This window comes from Methylobacterium carpenticola (genome assembly GCF_042748905.1).
In the GTDB taxonomy this organism is placed as follows: domain Bacteria; phylum Pseudomonadota; class Alphaproteobacteria; order Rhizobiales; family Beijerinckiaceae; genus Methylobacterium; species Methylobacterium carpenticola.
Window position 1 is genome coordinate 6,519,762 of sequence record NZ_JBHZEO010000001.1, and the last position, 16,583, is coordinate 6,536,344.

The 16,583-nt window shown below is 71.5% G+C and carries 16 protein-coding genes and 1 other RNA gene; 10 read left to right on the plus strand and 7 right to left on the minus strand.

The genetic code is table 11. The features are described 5' to 3' along the window. Positions 1-144: 144 nt before the first annotated feature. Positions 145-2,484, minus strand: a complete 2,340-nt coding sequence (locus ACE101_RS30180; RefSeq protein WP_379137860.1) for an ATP-dependent helicase — start codon at positions 2,482-2,484, stop codon at positions 145-147. A 259-nt stretch (positions 2,485-2,743) separates the two neighbouring features. On the opposite strand from ACE101_RS30180, the gene ACE101_RS30185 reads away from it, so the two are divergent. After that, positions 2,744-2,992: a hypothetical protein gene (locus ACE101_RS30185; protein WP_379137863.1), complete on the plus strand. Its 249-nt coding sequence runs from the start codon at positions 2,744-2,746 to the stop codon at positions 2,990-2,992. 24 nt (positions 2,993-3,016) lie between these two features. Here ACE101_RS30185 and ygfZ read toward each other — a convergent pair whose 3' ends face one another. Beyond that, positions 3,017-3,865 (minus strand): CAF17-like 4Fe-4S cluster assembly/insertion protein YgfZ, encoded by an 849-nt coding sequence (gene ygfZ / locus ACE101_RS30190; RefSeq protein ID WP_379137865.1) that lies wholly within the window; start codon positions 3,863-3,865, stop codon positions 3,017-3,019. Positions 3,866-3,970: 105 nt separating this feature from the next. Here ygfZ and ACE101_RS30195 point away from each other — a divergent pair, with 105 nt between their 5' ends. Next, positions 3,971-5,311, plus strand: coding sequence for a dihydroorotase (locus tag ACE101_RS30195; RefSeq protein ID WP_379137867.1), 1,341 nt, complete (start codon positions 3,971-3,973; stop codon positions 5,309-5,311). Positions 5,312-5,482: 171 nt separating this feature from the next. Here the strand turns inward: ACE101_RS30195 and ACE101_RS30200 are convergent, their stop codons facing one another. The 3 genes from ACE101_RS30200 to fumC are packed head-to-tail and all read right to left on the minus strand — an operon-like array spanning position 5,483 to position 7,335. Next, positions 5,483-5,734: a ribbon-helix-helix domain-containing protein gene (locus ACE101_RS30200; RefSeq protein WP_379137870.1), complete on the minus strand. Its 252-nt coding sequence runs from the start codon at positions 5,732-5,734 to the stop codon at positions 5,483-5,485. After that, positions 5,731-5,922 (minus strand): DUF4169 family protein, encoded by a 192-nt coding sequence (locus tag ACE101_RS30205; protein WP_379137873.1) that lies wholly within the window; start codon positions 5,920-5,922, stop codon positions 5,731-5,733. Before ACE101_RS30205 ends, ACE101_RS30200 begins: the two co-directional genes overlap by 4 nt. 3 nt (positions 5,923-5,925) lie before the next feature. Beyond that, on the minus strand, positions 5,926-7,335 hold the full coding sequence (gene fumC, locus ACE101_RS30210; protein ID WP_379137875.1) for a class II fumarate hydratase: 1,410 nt from the start codon (positions 7,333-7,335) through the stop codon (positions 5,926-5,928). 185 nt (positions 7,336-7,520) lie between these two features. On the opposite strand from fumC, the gene ACE101_RS30215 reads away from it, so the two are divergent. Beyond that, positions 7,521-8,882, plus strand: coding sequence for a cytochrome P450 (locus tag ACE101_RS30215; protein ID WP_379137877.1), 1,362 nt, complete (start codon positions 7,521-7,523; stop codon positions 8,880-8,882). Between the two features lie 51 nt (positions 8,883-8,933). On the opposite strand, the gene ACE101_RS30220 is transcribed toward ACE101_RS30215, so the two are convergent. After that, the gene (locus ACE101_RS30220) at positions 8,934-9,572 is read right to left on the minus strand and encodes an SspB family protein (RefSeq protein ID WP_379137879.1); all 639 of its coding nucleotides are present in this window, start codon (positions 9,570-9,572) and stop codon (positions 8,934-8,936) included. Between the two features lie 52 nt (positions 9,573-9,624). After that, positions 9,625-9,988, minus strand: a transfer-messenger RNA (tmRNA) gene (gene ssrA / locus ACE101_RS30225). Between the two features lie 24 nt (positions 9,989-10,012). Here ssrA and ACE101_RS30230 point away from each other — a divergent pair. The 7 genes from ACE101_RS30230 (at position 10,013) to ACE101_RS30260 (ending at position 16,367) form a co-directional block, all read left to right on the plus strand. After that, complete coding sequence (locus tag ACE101_RS30230; protein WP_379137880.1) at positions 10,013-10,762, plus strand: CPBP family intramembrane glutamic endopeptidase; 750 nt, start codon at positions 10,013-10,015, stop codon at positions 10,760-10,762. A gap of 116 nt (positions 10,763-10,878) precedes the next feature. Continuing rightward, a complete protein-coding gene (locus tag ACE101_RS30235; protein WP_379137883.1) occupies positions 10,879-11,673 on the plus strand; it encodes a thymidylate synthase in 795 nt (264 codons plus the stop codon). Positions 11,674-11,694: 21 nt separating this feature from the next. Next, positions 11,695-12,192 carry a dihydrofolate reductase gene (locus tag ACE101_RS30240; RefSeq protein ID WP_379137886.1) on the plus strand — a complete coding sequence of 166 codons (498 nt, stop codon included), beginning with the start codon at positions 11,695-11,697 and terminating at the stop codon, positions 12,190-12,192. A 205-nt stretch (positions 12,193-12,397) separates the two neighbouring features. Further along, positions 12,398-13,573 carry an FtsH protease activity modulator HflK gene (hflK, locus tag ACE101_RS30245; protein WP_379137888.1) on the plus strand — a complete coding sequence of 392 codons (1,176 nt, stop codon included), beginning with the start codon at positions 12,398-12,400 and terminating at the stop codon, positions 13,571-13,573. After that, the gene (gene hflC, locus ACE101_RS30250; RefSeq protein WP_379137891.1) at positions 13,570-14,502 is read left to right on the plus strand and encodes a protease modulator HflC; all 933 of its coding nucleotides are present in this window, start codon (positions 13,570-13,572) and stop codon (positions 14,500-14,502) included. Before hflK ends, hflC begins: the two co-directional genes overlap by 4 nt. A gap of 45 nt (positions 14,503-14,547) precedes the next feature. Further along, positions 14,548-14,742: a DUF2065 domain-containing protein gene (locus ACE101_RS30255; protein ID WP_379137894.1), complete on the plus strand. Its 195-nt coding sequence runs from the start codon at positions 14,548-14,550 to the stop codon at positions 14,740-14,742. A gap of 122 nt (positions 14,743-14,864) precedes the next feature. Continuing rightward, positions 14,865-16,367, plus strand: a complete 1,503-nt coding sequence (locus ACE101_RS30260) for a DegQ family serine endoprotease (protein ID WP_379137897.1) — start codon at positions 14,865-14,867, stop codon at positions 16,365-16,367. The last annotated feature ends 216 nt before the right edge of the window (positions 16,368-16,583 follow it).

Sequence of the window (16,583 nt, forward strand, 5' to 3'; positions counted from 1 at the left end):
TGAAGGGCTGTGTCTCAAACCACACAGGACAGGCGGCCGGGATGCGGTCCGGAGGCGAGCCGGAGAGGCCTGCACGGTCCCCGGCCCGGATGACGGCATCCGCAAGATCGCGACCTCCGCTCTCCTGACGCAGCGGCAGGCTGCTCAGACCGGTTGGACGAAACTGTCGAGAACCATCTTCTGGCCGGCCTTGTCGAAGTCAACGGTGAGCTTGTTGCCGTCGACCGCCGCCACCGAGCCAGGCCCGAATTTGGTGTGGAAGACGCGCGCTCCGGTTGCGTAATGCGACGCCGTCCCGGTGGATTTGGCCACCAGGGTGCCCTCGATCTGGGCCGGCCCGGAGCGGCCGCCGCGGGGCGATCCGCCGAATCGGTCGCGGCCGGCGGTGTTGGCCTGGGCCCGCTGCCAGCCCGGCGTCGCGTAGGAGGAGCCGAACGGCGTCGGCTGCCGGTCGAAGCGCGAGGGGCCCTGCGAGAAGTTCGCCGGCGCCTCGATCACCGCGACGCTGCCCTCCGGCAACTCGTCGATGAAGCGGCTCGGCAGGGTCGAGGACCACAGGCCGTGGATGCGCCGGTTCACCGCGAAGGAGATCTTGGCGCGTTTGCGGGCACGGGTGAGGCCCACATGGGCAAGGCGCCGCTCCTCCTCCAGCCCCGCCCGGCCGCTCTCGTCGAGGGCGCGCTGATTCGGAAACAGCCCGTCCTCCCAGCCCGGCAGGAAGACCGTATCGAATTCGAGCCCCTTGGCGGCGTGCAGGGTCATCAGGCTGACGCGCTCGCCGCCCTCGGCCTCGTTGGCGTCCATCACCAGCGCGATGTGCTCGAGGAAGGAGGGCAGGTCCGGGAACTCCTCGAGGGAGCGCACCAGTTCCTTCAGGTTCTCCAGGCGGCCCGCCGCATCGGCGGTCCGCTCCTTCTGCCACATCTCCGTGTAGCCGGATTCCTCCAGGATCGTCTGCGCCACCTCCGCGTGCGGCTGGGTCTCCAAGAGCTTCGCCCAGCGGGCGAAGCTCTGCACCAGGGCGCGCAGGGTCGAGCGGGGCTTGGGCTTCAGCTCCTCCGTCTCGACGATCAGGCGGGCGGCGTGGAAGAGCGGCACCGCCTGCCGCCGGGCCAGCGCGTGGAGCGATTGCAGGGTCGCGTCACCGAGGCCGCGCTTGGGCGTGTTGATGATCCGCTCGAAGGCGAGGTCGTCGACCGGATTGGCGGTGAGGCGCAGGTAGCCGAGCGCGTCGCGCACCTCCGCCCGCTCGTAGAAGCGCGGGCCGCCGATCACCCGGTAGGCGAGGCCGAGCTGGACGAAGCGGTCCTCGACCTCGCGCATCTGGGCGGAGGTCCGCACCAGCACGGCGATCTGCGACAGGGGATGGCCCTTGGTCTGAAGACCCTCGATGGTCTCGCCGATGAGGCGCGCCTCCTCCTCCGAATCCCAGGCGCCCGTGACGGTGACGGGCTCGCCCGCGCCGGCCTCCGTGCGCAGGGTTTTGCCGAGCCGGCCTTCGTTGCGGGCGATCAGGGTCGAGGCCGCCGCCAGGATGTGGCCCGTGGAGCGGTAGTTGCGCTCGAGCCGCACCACCACGGCGCCCGGGAAGTCGTGCTCGAAGCGCAGGATGTTGTCGACCTCGGCGCCGCGCCAGCCGTAGATCGACTGGTCGTCGTCGCCCACGCAGCAGACGTTGCGGCGCCCCTGGGCGAGCAGCCGCAGCCAGAGATACTGCGCGACGTTGGTGTCCTGGTACTCGTCGACGAGGATGTAGCGGAAGCGGTCCTGATAGCCGGTGAGGATGTCCGGGTTCTCGCGCCACAGCTTCAGGCAGAGCAGCAGCAGGTCGCCGAAATCCACCGCGTTGAGGGTGGCGAGCCGCGCCTGATAGGCGGCGTAGAGCTGGCCGCCCTTGCCGAAGCCGAAAGCCCCTGCTTCCCCGGCCGGCACCTGATCGGGGAGCAGGCCGCGGTTCTTCCAGCCGTCGATGGCCTGGGCGAGGCCGCGGGCGGGCCAGCGTTTCTCGTCGATATTGGCCGCCTCGATCACCTGCTTGAGCAGGCGGAGCTGGTCGTCCGTGCCGAGGATCGTGAAGTCGGACCTGAGGCCGACGAGTTCGGCGTGGCGGCGCAGGATCTTGGTGCCGATGGCGTGGAAGGTGCCGAGCCACGGCATGCCCTCGCCCGCCGCACCGATCAGCGTGCCGATGCGCTCCTTCATCTCCCGGGCGGCCTTGTTGGTGAAGGTCACGGCCAGGATGTCGAAGGGCCGGGCGCGGCCGATGGCGATGAGGTGGGCGATGCGGGTGGTGAGCACGCGCGTCTTGCCGGTGCCCGCGCCGGCGAGCACGAGAACCGGGCCCTCCGTTGCCTCGACGGCGCGGCGCTGCTCCGGGTTCAGACCCTCCAGATAACCGGCGCTCGGAGGCGCCACGGCGGCGCGGGCACGGGCGGCGATCGAGGTGGGAGCGGGGGCGTCGGCCCCGGCGGCTTCACGAGTCATGGCGCCATCACTGGACCAAAACGCGAACGGCGTCGAGGGCACGGGGCGCAAGCGAGGGTCGCGGCGACGCGAGCGTCGTGGAGGCGATTGGCGGCGCCCGAGGCCGGGCAGGAGGAGGCCGAGCAGGAAACCGGGCCACGCGCTTCGGAGCGCGTGCCCCGGGCCGGTGACCGAGCGCCGCAGGGTCGTGCGCGCGGGAACCTGGCGCTGGTGCGCCGCTTCCCCATTTCAAGAGCAGTCTCTGCCCCTTGGAGTTCCCATGCGCATCCATGCCCTTCTGATCCTCGCCGCCGCGGTCGCGGCGACGCCGGTTCTCGCTCAGAGCCAGCGCTCGATCAGCCGCTCGGAGCGGACGGTCGACGGCCTCAACGATTCGATGAACACGCGCAGCCAGCTGCGCGAGATCCAGCAGCAGAACCGGTTCGAGCAGAACCAGCTTCAGGGCCAGATCCGGCGCAGCGAGACGATGCCCGTGGCCCCGCCGCCGGTCATCGGCCGCCCGTACTGACGCCGGCGCGGAGCCGGTGGCGGCTCACGCCGTCCCGGGCACCGCGAAGGTCGCGAAAGCGGGCCTGCCCACCGCGACGGGGATCCCGCCGGCCTCGATGGTCTCCCCGGCCGCGACCGCGTCGCCCAGCCGGTCGAGGCGCAGGAGCCCGAGGCCGCGGTCTCCCGCGGCGCTGCCGGTCTGGCCGAGCGCCTTCGCCCCGGCCGTGACCGGGGTTCCGGCGGCCGGGGCCGTGCCGCCCGGATAATGCAGCGGAACCACGCGGGTGCGCGCCGTGCCGCGGTGCTGCATCCGCGACACAACCTCCTGGCCCACGTAGCAGCCCTTGCGGAAGTCGAGGCCGCCGAGTTGGTCCATCAGGGCCTCGTGCGGGAAGGCGTCGCCGAGGGCGAAATCCGCTCCGCTCTCCGGCACGCCGAGGGCGATGCGGTGCACGGCGAAATCCTCCGCCGCCGCGTCCGGCGCCGGTCCCTCCCCTGCCGGCGCGTTGAGCCGCCAGCCGAGGCCCGGCGCCCGCCCGTCGCGCAGCCACGCGCCCGCGGGCTCCGGTCCCCGAGGATCCGTTCCCCAGGCGGCGAAGACCCGCAGCGGCGTCTCGGCGAGCGTGACCTTGGCGCGCAGGCGATAGAGCGTGAGCCGCCGGATCAGGTCCGGCAGGACCGCGCGCGGCGCGTCGAGGTGGAACCCTTCCGCCGTGCGGCTGAGAAGGAAGTCGAACAGGATCTTGCCCTGCGGCGTGAGCAGCGCGCCGAGCCGCGCCTCGCCCGCGGGCAGGCTCTCGACGTTGCAGGTGACGAGGCCCTGGAGGAAGCCGGCCGCGTCGTCTCCGGCGATGGCCAGCACGGCGCGGTCCGGCAGGGAAGCGATGGGCATGGACACGTCCTTCTCGGCCGGCGGCCCGGCTTGAACCTCCGGCGGGCCTGACATAAGCCGCCGGTCGGCCGCCCTCAATCGGCCCTGCGACGGGAGAATGCCGCGATGAGCCAGAGCTTCGACCTCCTCCTGCGCGGCGGCACCGTCGTCAACCACGACGGGATCGGCCCGGCCGATATCGGCGTGCGCGGCGGGCGCATCGCGGCGATCGGCGACCTCGCGCAGGCCTCCGCCGGCCGGGTGCAGGATTGCCGCGGGCTCCACCTGCTGCCGGGCGTGATCGACAGCCAGGTCCATTTCCGCGAGCCGGGGCTCGACCACAAGGAGGATCTGGAGACCGGCTCGCGCGCCGCCGTGATGGGCGGGGTGACCACGGTGTTCGAGATGCCGAACACCAATCCGCAGACCACCGGCCCCGAGGCGCTCGCCGACAAGATCCGCCGCGGCCATCACCGCATGCATTGCGACTTCGCCTTCTGGGTCGGGGGCACGCACGAGAACGCGGCCGAGGTCGCGGAGCTGGAGCGCCTGCCCGGGGCGGCGGGCATCAAGGTGTTCATCGGCTCCTCGACCGGCTCGCTCCTCGTGGAGGACGATGCGGGGATCACCGAGATCCTGAAGCGCATCCGCCGCCGGGCCGCCTTCCACGCGGAGGACGAGGCGATGCTGCGCGAGCGCAAGGGCCTGCGCGTGCCGGGCGATCCCTCCTCGCACCCGGTCTGGCGCCCCCCCGAGGCCGCGCTCAAGGCGACGCAGCGGCTGGTGCGGATCGCGCAGGAGACGGGCGCGCGCATCCACATCCTGCACATCTCCACCGCCGAGGAGATGCGCTTCCTCGCCGAGCACAAGGACGTGGCGACCGTCGAGGTGACCCCCCACCATCTGACCCTCGACGGGGCGGAGGCCTATCCGCGCCTCGGCACGCTGGTGCAGATGAACCCGCCGGTGCGCGACGCCGCGCACCGGGACGGGATCTGGTGGGGGCTGTCGCAGGGCGTCGCGGACGTGCTCGGCTCCGACCACGCGCCGCACACGCTGGAGGAGAAGGCGAAGCCCTATCCGGATTCGCCCTCCGGCATGACCGGCGTGCAGACGCTGGTGCCGATCATGCTCGACCACGTGGCGGCCGGCCGCCTGAGCCTCCAGCGTTTCGTCGACCTGACGAGCGCCGGCCCCAAGCGCGCCTTCGGGTTGTCCCGCAAGGGCCGCCTCGCGGTGGGCTACGATGCGGACGTGACGGTGGTGGACCTGAAGCGCCGCGAGACCATCACCAATGCCTGGATCGCGAGCCGCTGCGGCTGGACGCCCTACGACGGCACCCCGGTGACCGGCTGGCCGGTCGGCACCCTGGTGCGCGGCAACGTGGTGATGTGGGAGGGGAGCCTCGATGCGCCCTCCCTCGGCGAGGCGGCGCGATTCGAGGAGGCGTTCCCGGCGCGGGGCTGATTCCGCCTCATGCGGTTTCCGGATGATCGCTTCGCGATGCGGAAACCGGCCTCGCTCAGGCGCCGCGCGGGCTCGTGATACGGTTTCCGAAAGTGATCGTCCGGAAACCGTATCACCCTCCTTCCCGGACCGGGGAAGCGGCAGCGGTTCCGGGAAAGGGCGCGGGTGCCGTCAAGCGCCTTCTCGGGACGGGCCTTGCGGCGCCGCCCCGATTTCCCGGAGCACGTAGACGCGGATCGCGGACGAGAGATTCTGCCCCGACCGCCCCGCATCGATCCGGCCGATCAGGGCCTGCACCGAGAGCCCGCGCGCGCCGGCGAGCCGCTGGAGGGCCTCCCAGAAGGCATCCTCCAGCGACACGCTGGTGCGGTGCCCGGCGATCATCACCGAGCGCTTGCGCAGGCCGGCCGCGCCCTCGCTCATTCGGAGCGGTCGGGCCCGTCGAGGCGGTGGCCCTCGTGGCGGGCGACCTCGATCGCCCGCTTGGCCTCCGCCAGGGTCTTGGCCTTCTTCGGCCGGCCGAAGGCGACGCGGTTCTCGGCCGCCTTCGCCTCCTCGGCCTGCTTGGCCTTCGCCTTGCGGGCCTGGCGCAGGTTGACGACCTCGCCCATGGCCTAGTCCGCGCTCGGGGCGAGCATCGTCTCGGGCCGCACCACCGCGTCGAACTGCTCGGCGGTGACGTAGCCGAGCCGCAGCGCCTCGTCCTTCAGGGTGGTGCCGTTCTTGTGCGCGGTCTTGGCGATCTCGGCGGCCTTGTCGTAGCCGATGGTCGGGGCGAGCGCGGTGACCAGCATGAGCGAGCGGCTCATCAGGTCGGCGATGCGGTCGTGGTTCGGCTTGATGCCGACGACGCAATTGTCCGCGAAGCTCACCGCCGCGTCGGCCAAGAGCCGCACCGATTGCAGCACCGCGTTGGCGATGACCGGCTTGAACACGTTGAGTTCGAAATGGCCCTGGCTGCCCGCCACCGACACGGTGGTGCCGTTGCCGATCACCTGCGCGCAGACCATGGTCAGGGCCTCGGCCTGGGTCGGGTTGACCTTGCCGGGCATGATCGAGGAGCCGGGCTCGTTCTCGGGCAGGGAGATCTCGCCGAGGCCCGAGCGCGGGCCGGAGCCCATCAGGCGGATGTCGTTGGCGATCTTGAACAGGCCGCTCGCGAGGCTGGTGAGCGCCCCCTGCGTGAAGACCAGCGCGTCGTGGCTGGCGAGCGCCTCGAACTTGTTCTCCGCCGAGGTGAAGGGCAGGCCGGTGAGTTCGGCGACCTTGGCGGCGAAGCGCTCGGCGAATTCCGGATGGGCGTTGAGGCCGGTGCCGACCGCGGTGCCGCCCTGGGCCAGGGCCAGCACGCCCGGCAGCGACGCGGCGACGCGCGCTCCGCCGAGGGCGACCTGGGTCGCGTAGCCGGAGAATTCCTGGCCGAGCGTCACCGGGGTGGCGTCCTGCAGGTGGGTGCGGCCGATCTTGACGATCTCGGCGAACTCCTTCGCCTTGGCGTCGAGGGCGGCGTGCAGGTGCTGGAGGGCCGGCATCAGCCGGTCGTTGATCTCGCGGGCCACCGCGATGTGCATCGCGGTCGGGAAGGTGTCGTTGGAGGACTGGCCGCGGTTGACGTGGTCGTTCGGGTGCACCGGCGACTTGCCGCCGCGCTGGCCGCCCAGCCGCTCGTTGGCGAGGCTCCCGATCACCTCGTTGGCGTTCATGTTCGACTGGGTGCCCGAGCCGGTCTGCCAGACCACCAGCGGGAACTCGCCGTCGTGGCGGCCCTCGACCACCTCGGCGGCGGCGGCCGCGATGGCGTCGGCGAGGCGCGGCTCCAGCACGCCGAGGTCGCGGTTCACGAGGGCGGCCGCCTGCTTGACGAGGCCGAGCGCGTGCACGAGCGGGGCGGGCATCCGCTCCGTGCCGATGCGGAAGTTCTGGATCGAGCGCTGGGTCTGCGCGCCCCAGTAGCGGTCGGCCGGGACTTCGATCGGCCCGAACGTGTCGGATTCCGTGCGGGTGGCTTTCTCGGTCGGCGACATCATGGCCCTCTTTGGCGGGTCGAAACGGCGCCTACTTAAGCCAAAGCCGGGCGATGCGCGATGCCGGATCGGTGCCAGCGCGCCCGGTGCATGACAGGAGGCAGGATCTGTCAGACGCCGCGCTCGAGCTGCGCCCCCCGCGCGCTCCCTTCCGCCCGGCCGTGCCGCGCCCGCGCACGGAGCCGATGGATCTGTTCGCCTTCCTGCGCGCCGCGCGGGCCAATCCGCTGACGACGTGGTTCCGGGAGCATTTCGAGCACCCGATCGTGGCGGGCGACGGGGCGCTCGGGCGCGTCACGGTGGTGAGCGACCCCGCCGCCATCCGTCGCATCCTGGTCGACAACGCCGCGAACTACCGCAAGGACGACCTCCAGCGCCGGGTGCTCGCGCCGGGGCTCGGCAACGGGCTCCTCACCGCCGAGGGCGAGGAATGGCGCCTGCAGCGCCGCACCCTCGCGCCGATCTTCTCGCCGCGCCACGTGGCGGGCTTCCAGGCGCCGATGTCGCAGGCCGCCGCTCGCCTCGCGCACCGCGTCGCCCGGCGCGACGGGCAGAGCATCGACGTGGCGGTCGAGATGACGCGCGTCACCCTCGACGTGCTGGAGCGGACCATCTTCAGCCACGGCCTGCCGCGGGATCCCGACGCGCTCGGCCGCGCCATCACCCGCTACTTCGAGGCCCTCGGCCCCATCGACCCGCTCGACGTGTTCGGCCTGCCGGACTGGGTGCCGCGGATCGGCCGCATCCGGGCGCGGCCGGCCCTGCGCTTCTTCGCCGAGGTGGTGGACGAGCTGATCGCGCGGCGCCGCGCGCTGATGGCGGCGGGCGACGTCCCGCACGACCTGATGACGCTCCTCCTGCGCGCGCAGGACCCGGAGACGGGGCGCGGTCTCACCGACCTGGAGGTGAAGGCCAACATCGTCACCTTCATCGGGGCGGGCCACGAGACCACCGCCAACGCGCTCACCTGGACGCTCTACTGCCTGTCGCAGGATGCGGGCGCGCGCGACCGCGCGGAGGCCGAGATCGACGCGGCCTTCGCGGCCGATCCCGCGCCCCGGGCCGAGGCCCTGCCCTTCACGCGGGCCTGCCTGGAGGAGGCGATCCGGCTCTTCCCGCCCGTGCCGTTCATGAGCCGGCAGGCGATCGCCGAGGATCGGCTCGGGCGCATCAAGATCCCGCGGGGCTCGCTGGTGACGGTGGCGCCCTACGTGCTGCACCGGCACCGGCTGCTGTGGGAGGAGCCGGACGCCTATCTGCCCGAGCGCTTCCTGCCGGCGAATCGCGGCCGCATCGACCGCTACGCCTACCTGCCCTTCGGGGCCGGGCCGCGGGTCTGCATCGGGATGAGCTTCTCGCTGATGGAAGCGACGCTGGTGCTGGCCCACCTGCTGCGGGCCGTGCGTCTCGACCGCTCGCCGGAGGCCGGACCGGTGGTGCCGCTGCACCGTGTCACGCTGCGGCCGAAGGACGGCCTGCGGATGCGCGTCACGCGGCGCGCAGCCTCCCTTCCCCGAGAGGGCGAACGGATTCATGCAGGGGCGTGAGCAGCCCCTCTCCCGGCCAGCGGGCGAGGGGCTGCCCGCGCCTCGTGCGCGTCAGCTCTTCTTGCGGAAAGCGTCGAGGCTCACCACCGAGGCGCTGCTCTCGGGCGCCGTGGGCTCCTCGTCGTCGGGCCTGCCCGCATTCTTGGTCGCGTCCTTGGCCGCGTCCTTGGCGGCGGGCTTCGCCTCCGTCTTGTCGGCGCTCAGCCCGAGCTTCGGCACACCGGCCAGCGCCGGCACCTTCGGGGCCGCCTCGCTCGGCTCCGAGCCCGCGCCGCGGATCGCCCGCAGGCCCGTCCCGGCCGGAGGAGCGGCGGTCTCGTCGCTCGCCTGACCGTCGCCGAGTTCGAACTTCAGGCCGAACTGAACCGAGGGGTCGAAGAAGCCCGTCACCGCCTCGAAAGGCACCAGCAGCCGCTCGGGCACGCCGGAGAAGGACAGGCCGACCTCGAAGGAATGCTCGGTGACCCCGAGGTCCCAGAACTGGTGCTGCAGGACGATCGTCATGTCCTGCGGGTATTTCTCGCGCAGGCGCTGCGAGATCCGCACGCCCGGATAATCGGTGCGGAACGACACGTAGAAGTGATGCTCGCCCGCCAGCCCCTCGCGGGCCGCATCGCCGAGAACCTTGCGCACAACACTGCGCAGGGCGTCCTGCACCAGGAGATCGTAGCGAATCAGATCGTCTGCCATCGGCGGTCGCTTGCCTGGTGCCGCATCCATCGGCGTATCGAGAGAGGGAAGAAGTGGAGGCTTCTGTTGCCAGGTGCCTCCGAACCCCGCCTATGCGATGCTAACCGCTAGGACTTTATTTGGTTTTGGGCACCGCTTACGCGGCGACCGCCACCGGAGCAAAGTTGTCGTTGGCAACTATTGCATTGGCCCGATAACGGCGGAACCATGCCGAGCGAAAGTCCAACCTTTACGCCCTCGTCGATCCTATTTCGCCCCCGCCGAAGCCCAGCCGGTGCGGCTTGGCTGGGCTTGGGTGGAGGCGCCGGGTACCGCCCCCGGGTCCGATAGGTTTATTGCGAAGAACGTTTATCGCCATAGCCGACCTCGCGGCCGGCTCAGCGAATATAGAGGCACGCGCGCCGGTTTTGAAGCCCGTCGATCATCCTTCAGCGCTTCCTGTGGCCGATCCGCCGCCAACCGGCTCCTGGCCGCGCGGAATCCGCATCGCGGCGCTCGCCCTGCGGCCGCCGCTCTTCCTCGCCGCGGCGGGCCTTCTCGCCTTCGCGCTGGTGGTGGGCGCCGCGCATGCGCTGCGGGCCCGGGGCCTGTCGGTCTGGGGATTTCCGTATGCGGGCTTCGACGAGACGGAGCGCTACGCGCTCACCTTGGCGGTGGTGCCGCTGCCGATCCTCGCCGGTCTCGTGGTCTGGCGGGCGCGGGCCCGCTACGGCCGGGCCTGGGCGGGCGCCCTCGGCCTCGTGCGGCCCGCCGCGCCCGCGCGCCTGATCGCGGCCATGGCGGTCTGGCCCGTGCTCCAGATCGCCTGGGTCTCGGCGCTCACCGCCCTCTCGGGCCAAGCCCCCGCGGAGGCCTTCCGGCTGCCGCCGCTCGCGGGCGCCGGCTTCGCGGTCTGGGCGACGTGGCTCGTCCTCCTCGCGCCGGCCGCCGAGGAGCTGCTGTTCCGCGGCGACCTCTTCGCCCGCGCCCGGGGCCTCCTGGCGCCCGGCGCGGTGATCCTGCTGAGCGCCGGCCTCTTCGCCCTCAGCCACGGCTTCGGCGCAGTCACCCGGCCGCTCAGCGTGCTCCCGCTCGGCCTCGCCCTCGGGCTCGTCCGCCTGTGGACCGGCAGCCTGTGGGCCTGCATCGCCTTCCACGCCGGCAACAACGCCGCGGTGGTGCTGGTGATGCTCGCGCTCGCCCGGGCCTGAAATCCGGGCGGGGCGGAAATCCGGGCGGGGCTGAAATCCGGGGAGGACGGGCCCGGACGCGCTGACCGCGAGCCGCCGCATGCGTTATCGTCCGTACCCCTCGGAGAACGAACGCCATGCGCGCCTATCACGACCTGCTCCGGCGCATCCTCGACGAGGGTGTCGCCAAGCACGACCGCACCGGCACCGGAACGCTGTCGGTCTTCGGCCACCAGATGCGGTTCGACCTCGCCGAGGGGTTCCCGCTCGTCACGACCAAGCGGCTGCACCTGAAATCGATCATCCACGAGCTGCTGTGGTTCCTCGCGGGCGACACCAACGTGGCCTACCTGCAATCGAACGGGGTGACGATCTGGGACGAGTGGGCCGACGAGCACGGCGACCTCGGACCGGTCTACGGCAGGCAGTGGCGCTCCTGGGCCAAGCCCGACGGCGGCAGCGTCGACCAGATCGCCTGGGTGCTCGACGAGATCCGCCGCAACCCGGATTCGCGCCGCCTCGTCGTCTCGGCCTGGAACCCGGCCGATCTCGACCGCATGGCGCTCGCCCCCTGCCACTGCCTGTTCCAGTTCTACGTCGCCGAGGGACGCCTCTCCTGCCAGCTCTACCAGCGCTCGGCGGACGTCTTTCTCGGCGTGCCCTTCAACATCGCCTCCTACGCGCTGCTCACCGCGATGATGGCGCACGTGCTCGACCTGAAGCCGGGTGATTTCGTGCACACGCTCGGCGACGCGCATCTCTATTCCAACCACGTGACGCAGGCGCGCGAGCAGCTCGCCCGCGCGGCGCGCCCGCTGCCGCGCCTGCGGCTCAGCCCGGAGGTGCGCTCGCTGTTCGAGTTCCGCTACGACGACGTGGCGATCGAGGGCTACGATCCGCATCCGGCGATCCGCGCCCCCGTGGCGGTGTAGCCCGTCCGTTCCAGCCCCGAGATGGCCATGCCCACCATCACCCTGATCGCCGCCGTGGCGCGCAACCGCGTCATCGGCCGCGACAACGACCTCGCATGGCGCCTGCGCAGCGACCTGCGGCGCTTCCGCGCCCTCACCATGGGCAAGCCCGTGGTGATGGGCCGCAAGACCTGGGACTCGATCGGCCGCCCTCTGCCGGGCCGGCGGGTGATCGTGATGACCCGCGATGCCGGCTGGTCGGCGCCCGGCGTCGAGACGGCAGCGGACTGGCCGGCGGTGCTGCGGCTGACGGAGGGAGCCGACGAGGCGATGATCGCGGGCGGCGCCCAGATCTACGCCCTCGCGCTTCCCCATGCCGACCGCCTCCAGCTCACCGAGGTCGACGCGGCGCCCGCGGGCGACGCCTTCTTTCCCGAGATTCCGCCGGGCACCTTCAGGGAGGTCGCGAGCGAGGCGCATCCGGCCGGCCCCGACGACGAGCACGCCGTCCGGTTCGTCACGCTCGACCGGTACGTTTGAGGCTGCACGGCCATCCGCGCGTGCAGGTGCGGCGATGAACCCTCGGCGTTACACCGGAAAGCCTGAGGGTTGCCGGGTCGCGGGAGGTTGCTTTCAGGCCAAGCCCAGACGATATCGCAGCAGTGAAGGCTTCCGAAACCAACTCAGATGCCGCGCGGGTCGCGACAGCGAGAGGCGTGCCGGCCGGGAAAGGAATTGCGCAAGCATGCCTTGGAGTAATCAGAGCGGCGGCGGCGGAAGCGGCGGCGGGAGCGGCAACGGGGGAGGTCCCTGGGGCCGGCCCGGCGGCAACGGCGGCGGGCCGTGGGGTGGCGGGGGCGGCAGCAACCAGCCGCCGGATCTGGAGGATCTCCTGCGCCGCGGCCAGGACCGCCTGCGCACCCTGATGCCGAGCGGCGGCTCGGTCGGCGGCCGAGGCGCGATCCTCGCGGTGCTGATCGTCGCGGCGCTCTGGCTGCTCACCGGCTTCTACACCGTGGCGCCGAACCAAGTCGGCATCAACACCGTGTTCGGGCGCTATACCGGGCAGGTCGGCGAGGGGCTGCGCTACAACTTCCCCTACCCGGTCGGCGCGGTGGTCAAGCCGAATGTCGGCCAAGTGAACAGCATCCAGGTGGGCTACCGCTCCGGCGCCGGCCCGCAGCGCATGCGCGACGTGCCGGAGGAGAGCCTGATGCTCACCGGCGACGACAACATCGTCGACATCGACTTCGACGTGCAGTGGCGCGTGAACCCGGCCAAGGCCGACGAATTCGTGTTCAACCTCCAGAACCCGGAGGGCACCATCAAGTCCGTCTCCGAGAGCGCGATGCGCGAGGTGGTGGGCCGCCGCAAGATCCAGGCGATCCTGACCACCGAGCAGACCAGCGTCGCCCAGGAGGTGCAGGAGATCATTCAGCGCGCCCTCGATTCCTACGGGGCCGGCGTGCTGATCAACGTGGTGCAGCTCCAGGGCGTGAGCCCGCCGCAGGAGGTGCGCCAAGCCTTCATCGACGTGAACGCCGCCCAGCAGGATGCCGAGCGCGCCCGCAACGAGGCCCGCACCTACGCGAGCCGCGTGGTGCCCCAGGCCGAGGGCCGCGCCGCGCAGATGATCCAGCAGGCCGAGGGCTACAAGGCCCAGGCCACCGCCGAGGCGACCGGTCAGGCCGGGCGGTTCCGCGAGGTCTACGAATCCTACAAGCTCGCCCCCGCGGTCAGCCGGGAGCGGATGTTCCTCGACACGATGGAGAAGGTGCTGGGCAGCGTGAACAAGGTGATCGTGGACCAGCCTGCGACCGGCGGCGCGGCCGGGACCACGGCGTCGGGCGTGATCCCGGTGCTGCCGCTCAACGAGTTCGGCGCGGCCCGTCCCGCCCAGAGCCAGGGAGCGGCCCGGTGAACGGCAACGCGCTTCGCACGGCCGCCGTCGGCCTCGCGGCGGTCGCCGCGCTCCTCCTCTACGCCTCGGCCTTCACGGTCAGCCAGACGCAGCAGGCGCTCGTCCTGCAGTTCGGCCGGGTGCGGACCGTCCTCAACCAGGCCGGGACCGACCGTCCGGGCCTCTACTTCAAGATCCCGTTCTTCGAGACGGTGGTGCTGTTCGAGAAGCGGCTCCTCGACCTCGACCTGCCGGTGCAGACCGTGCTCTCGGCGGACCGGCAGAACCTCGAGGTGGACGCCTTCGCCCGCTACAAGATCAGCGACCCGCTGCGCTTCTATCAGGCGGTGAACAACATCCCGGTCGCCAACCAGCGTCTGTCGAGCTTCACCAACGCGGCGATGCGCAACGTGCTCGCCAGCGCCTCGCGGGACGCCATCGTGCGCACCCAGCGCGAGGGGCTGATGAACCGCATCCAGGAGGACGTGAACCGGCAGGCGAAGAACCTCGGCATCGAGATCATCGACCTGCGCCTGACCCGCGTCGACCTGCCCGCGGCCAACAGCCAAGCGGTCTACGGCCGGATGCAGACGGAGCGCCAGCGCGAGGCGGCCGACCTGCGGGCGAACGGCGAGCGCGACGCCGCCACCATCAAGGCGCGGGCCGACCGCGACGTGACAGTGCTGGTCGCCGAGGCGAACCAGAAGGCCGACCAGCTGCGCGGCGAGGGCGACGCCCAGCGCAACCGCATCCTCGCCGAGGCGTTCGGCCAGGATCCGGACTTCTTCGCCTTCTACCGGTCGATGCAGGCCTACGAGAAGGGGCTGACGGGGACCGAGACGCGGCTGGTGATCGGCCCCGGCTCGGACTTCTTCCGCTACTTCAACGACCCGCAGGGGCGGCCCCGCGCCGCCGCCGCGGCGCCCGGCGCCCCGGCGAGCGGACAATAGGACGCGGCGCCGTGCCCCGTCCGAAGACTGGGCGGGCCTGATCCCGTGCGCGACCTCGTCGCCGCGCTCGGGCTGGCGCTCGCCATCGAGGGGCTGCTCTGCGCGGCCTTTCCGCGCGCCATGCGGCGGGCGATGCTGGAGGCCGCCCACACGCCGACGGAGCGCATGCGCCTCGTCGGCGTCGTCTCGGCCTTCGCGGGCGTGATCGTGGTCGGGCTGATCCGCCTGTTCCTCCCTTGAGCGACGTCGCTCTTGATCCGGCGGCCGGGACCACGATCTAAGGGGCCGCCAGGCGGCTGCGTTCGCGCGTTCGCGGGATCGGCCGATCTGGCGGAGATGCTCCGATCCGAACGAGGTTCCTGATGCCTGCTGCCGAGTCCGCGCCCGCGCGCCGTTCCCCAGCGTTCGCGAAACGGCGGCTGCCGGCCCTCGCGGGCGCGCTCCTCGCGCTCTCGGTCGGGACCACCGCCCTGCCGGCCATCGCGCATGCCAAGGGTCCGGAATCCCTCGCCGACCTCGCCGAGAAGGTCACCGACGCGGTGGTGAACATCTCCGCCTCGACCACGGTGGAGACCCGCGGGCGCACCCTGCCCCAGCTGCCGCCGGGCACGCCCTTCGAGGATCTGTTCGAGGACTTCTTCAACCGGCGGGGCGACCAGCCGCGCACGCCGCGCCGCTCGAACTCCCTCGGTTCCGGCTTCATCATCGACGCGTCCGGGATCGTGGTCACGAACAACCACGTGATCGGCGACGCCAACGACATCCAGGTCATCCTGCATGACGGCCGCAAGCTGAAGGCGGAGATCGTCGGCAAGGATTCCAAGACCGACATCGCCGTGCTGAAGGTGAAGCCGGAGGCCGACCGGCCGCTCAAGGCGGTGCCGTTCGGCGATTCGGAGAAGATGCGGCCGGGCGATTGGGTGATCGCGATCGGCAACCCGTTCGGCCTCGGCGGCTCGGTCTCGGCCGGCATCGTCTCGGCGCGGGGCCGCAACATCGAATCCGGACCCTACGACAACTACATCCAGACCGACGCGGCCATCAACAAGGGCAATTCGGGCGGTCCGCTGTTCAACATGGACGGCGAGGTGATCGGCATCAACACGGCGATCCTGTCGCCCACCGGCGGCTCGGTCGGCATCGGCTTCGCGGTTCCGACCGCGACGGCGGCGCCCGTCGTGGAGCAGCTGCGCCAATTCGGCGAGACCCGGCGCGGCTGGCTCGGGGTGCGCATCCAGAACGTGGACGACACCACCGCGGAGGCCCTCGGCCTCAAGGGCGGCGCGCGCGGCGCGCTGATCGCGGGCGTGGACGACAAGGGCCCGGCCAAGGCCGCGGGCTTCGAGGTCGGCGACGTCATCACCAAGTTCAACGGGGTCGACGTGAAATCGTCGAGCGACCTGCCGCGCATCGTCGCCTCGACGCCGGTGGGCCGGACGGTGGACGTGATCACCGTCCGCAAGGGCCAGGAGCAGACCCGCCAGGTGACCCTCGGCCGCCTGGAGGACAACGACAAGGCCCAGCCGGCGGCCCTCAACCGGCCGCAGCAGCCGGAGGCCGACGTCACCCGTCAGGCGCTCGGCCTCAACCTGTCGGGGCTGACCGACGAGCTGCGCCGCCGCTTCAACATGAAGGACGGCCTGAAAGGGGTGGTGGTCACCCGGGTCGATCCGAACTCCAATGCCGCCGACAAGCGCATCCAGGCCGGCGACGTGATCGTCGAGGTGGGCCAGGAGCCGGTGAGCACGCCCACCGACGTCACCCGGCGCATCGACCAGATCAAGAAGGAGGGCCGCAAGTCGGCTTTGCTCCTGGTCTCGAACGCCCAGGGCGAGGTCCGCTTCGTGGCGCTGAGCCTGGAATAGGGCTGGGGGCGCCCTGAGGGATCGGGATCGAGGGCCGCATCCGGCGACGGGTGCGGCCCTCGGCGTTTCACAGGCCGTCCGCCCGATGGAAGCCGCAACGCCCCTCGTGCCGAGGTGCTTGCGACGGCAAGCCTCGAATCACCCCGGAACAATCCTCCAACGCTCCGGTGCCGGGGATCGCCGCTCAGGGGTGCTTCGAGGCCGCGCGATCATCGA

Excerpts from the sequence above, each read along its gene's own strand:
- ACE101_RS30185 (WP_379137863.1), top strand. The coding sequence starts at position 2,744 with ATGCGCATCCATGCCCTTCTGATCCTCGCCGCCGCGGTCGCGGCGACG.
- ACE101_RS30260 (WP_379137897.1), top strand. The coding sequence starts at position 14,865 with ATGCCTGCTGCCGAGTCCGCGCCCGCGCGCCGTTCCCCAGCGTTCGCG.
- hflK (WP_379137888.1), top strand. The coding sequence starts at position 12,398 with ATGCCTTGGAGTAATCAGAGCGGCGGCGGCGGAAGCGGCGGCGGGAGC.
- ACE101_RS30195 (WP_379137867.1), top strand. The coding sequence starts at position 3,971 with ATGAGCCAGAGCTTCGACCTCCTCCTGCGCGGCGGCACCGTCGTCAAC.
- fumC (WP_379137875.1), bottom strand. The coding sequence starts at position 7,335 with ATGTCGCCGACCGAGAAAGCCACCCGCACGGAATCCGACACGTTCGGG.
- ACE101_RS30205 (WP_379137873.1), bottom strand. The coding sequence starts at position 5,922 with ATGGGCGAGGTCGTCAACCTGCGCCAGGCCCGCAAGGCGAAGGCCAAG.
- ACE101_RS30215 (WP_379137877.1), top strand. The coding sequence starts at position 7,521 with ATGGATCTGTTCGCCTTCCTGCGCGCCGCGCGGGCCAATCCGCTGACG.
- ACE101_RS30235 (WP_379137883.1), top strand. The coding sequence starts at position 10,879 with ATGCGCGCCTATCACGACCTGCTCCGGCGCATCCTCGACGAGGGTGTC.
- ACE101_RS30240 (WP_379137886.1), top strand. The coding sequence starts at position 11,695 with ATGGCCATGCCCACCATCACCCTGATCGCCGCCGTGGCGCGCAACCGC.
- ygfZ (WP_379137865.1), bottom strand. The coding sequence starts at position 3,865 with ATGCCCATCGCTTCCCTGCCGGACCGCGCCGTGCTGGCCATCGCCGGA.
- ACE101_RS30180 (WP_379137860.1), bottom strand. The coding sequence starts at position 2,484 with ATGACTCGTGAAGCCGCCGGGGCCGACGCCCCCGCTCCCACCTCGATC.
- ACE101_RS30200 (WP_379137870.1), bottom strand. The coding sequence starts at position 5,734 with ATGAGCGAGGGCGCGGCCGGCCTGCGCAAGCGCTCGGTGATGATCGCC.
- ACE101_RS30220 (WP_379137879.1), bottom strand. The coding sequence starts at position 9,572 with ATGGCAGACGATCTGATTCGCTACGATCTCCTGGTGCAGGACGCCCTG.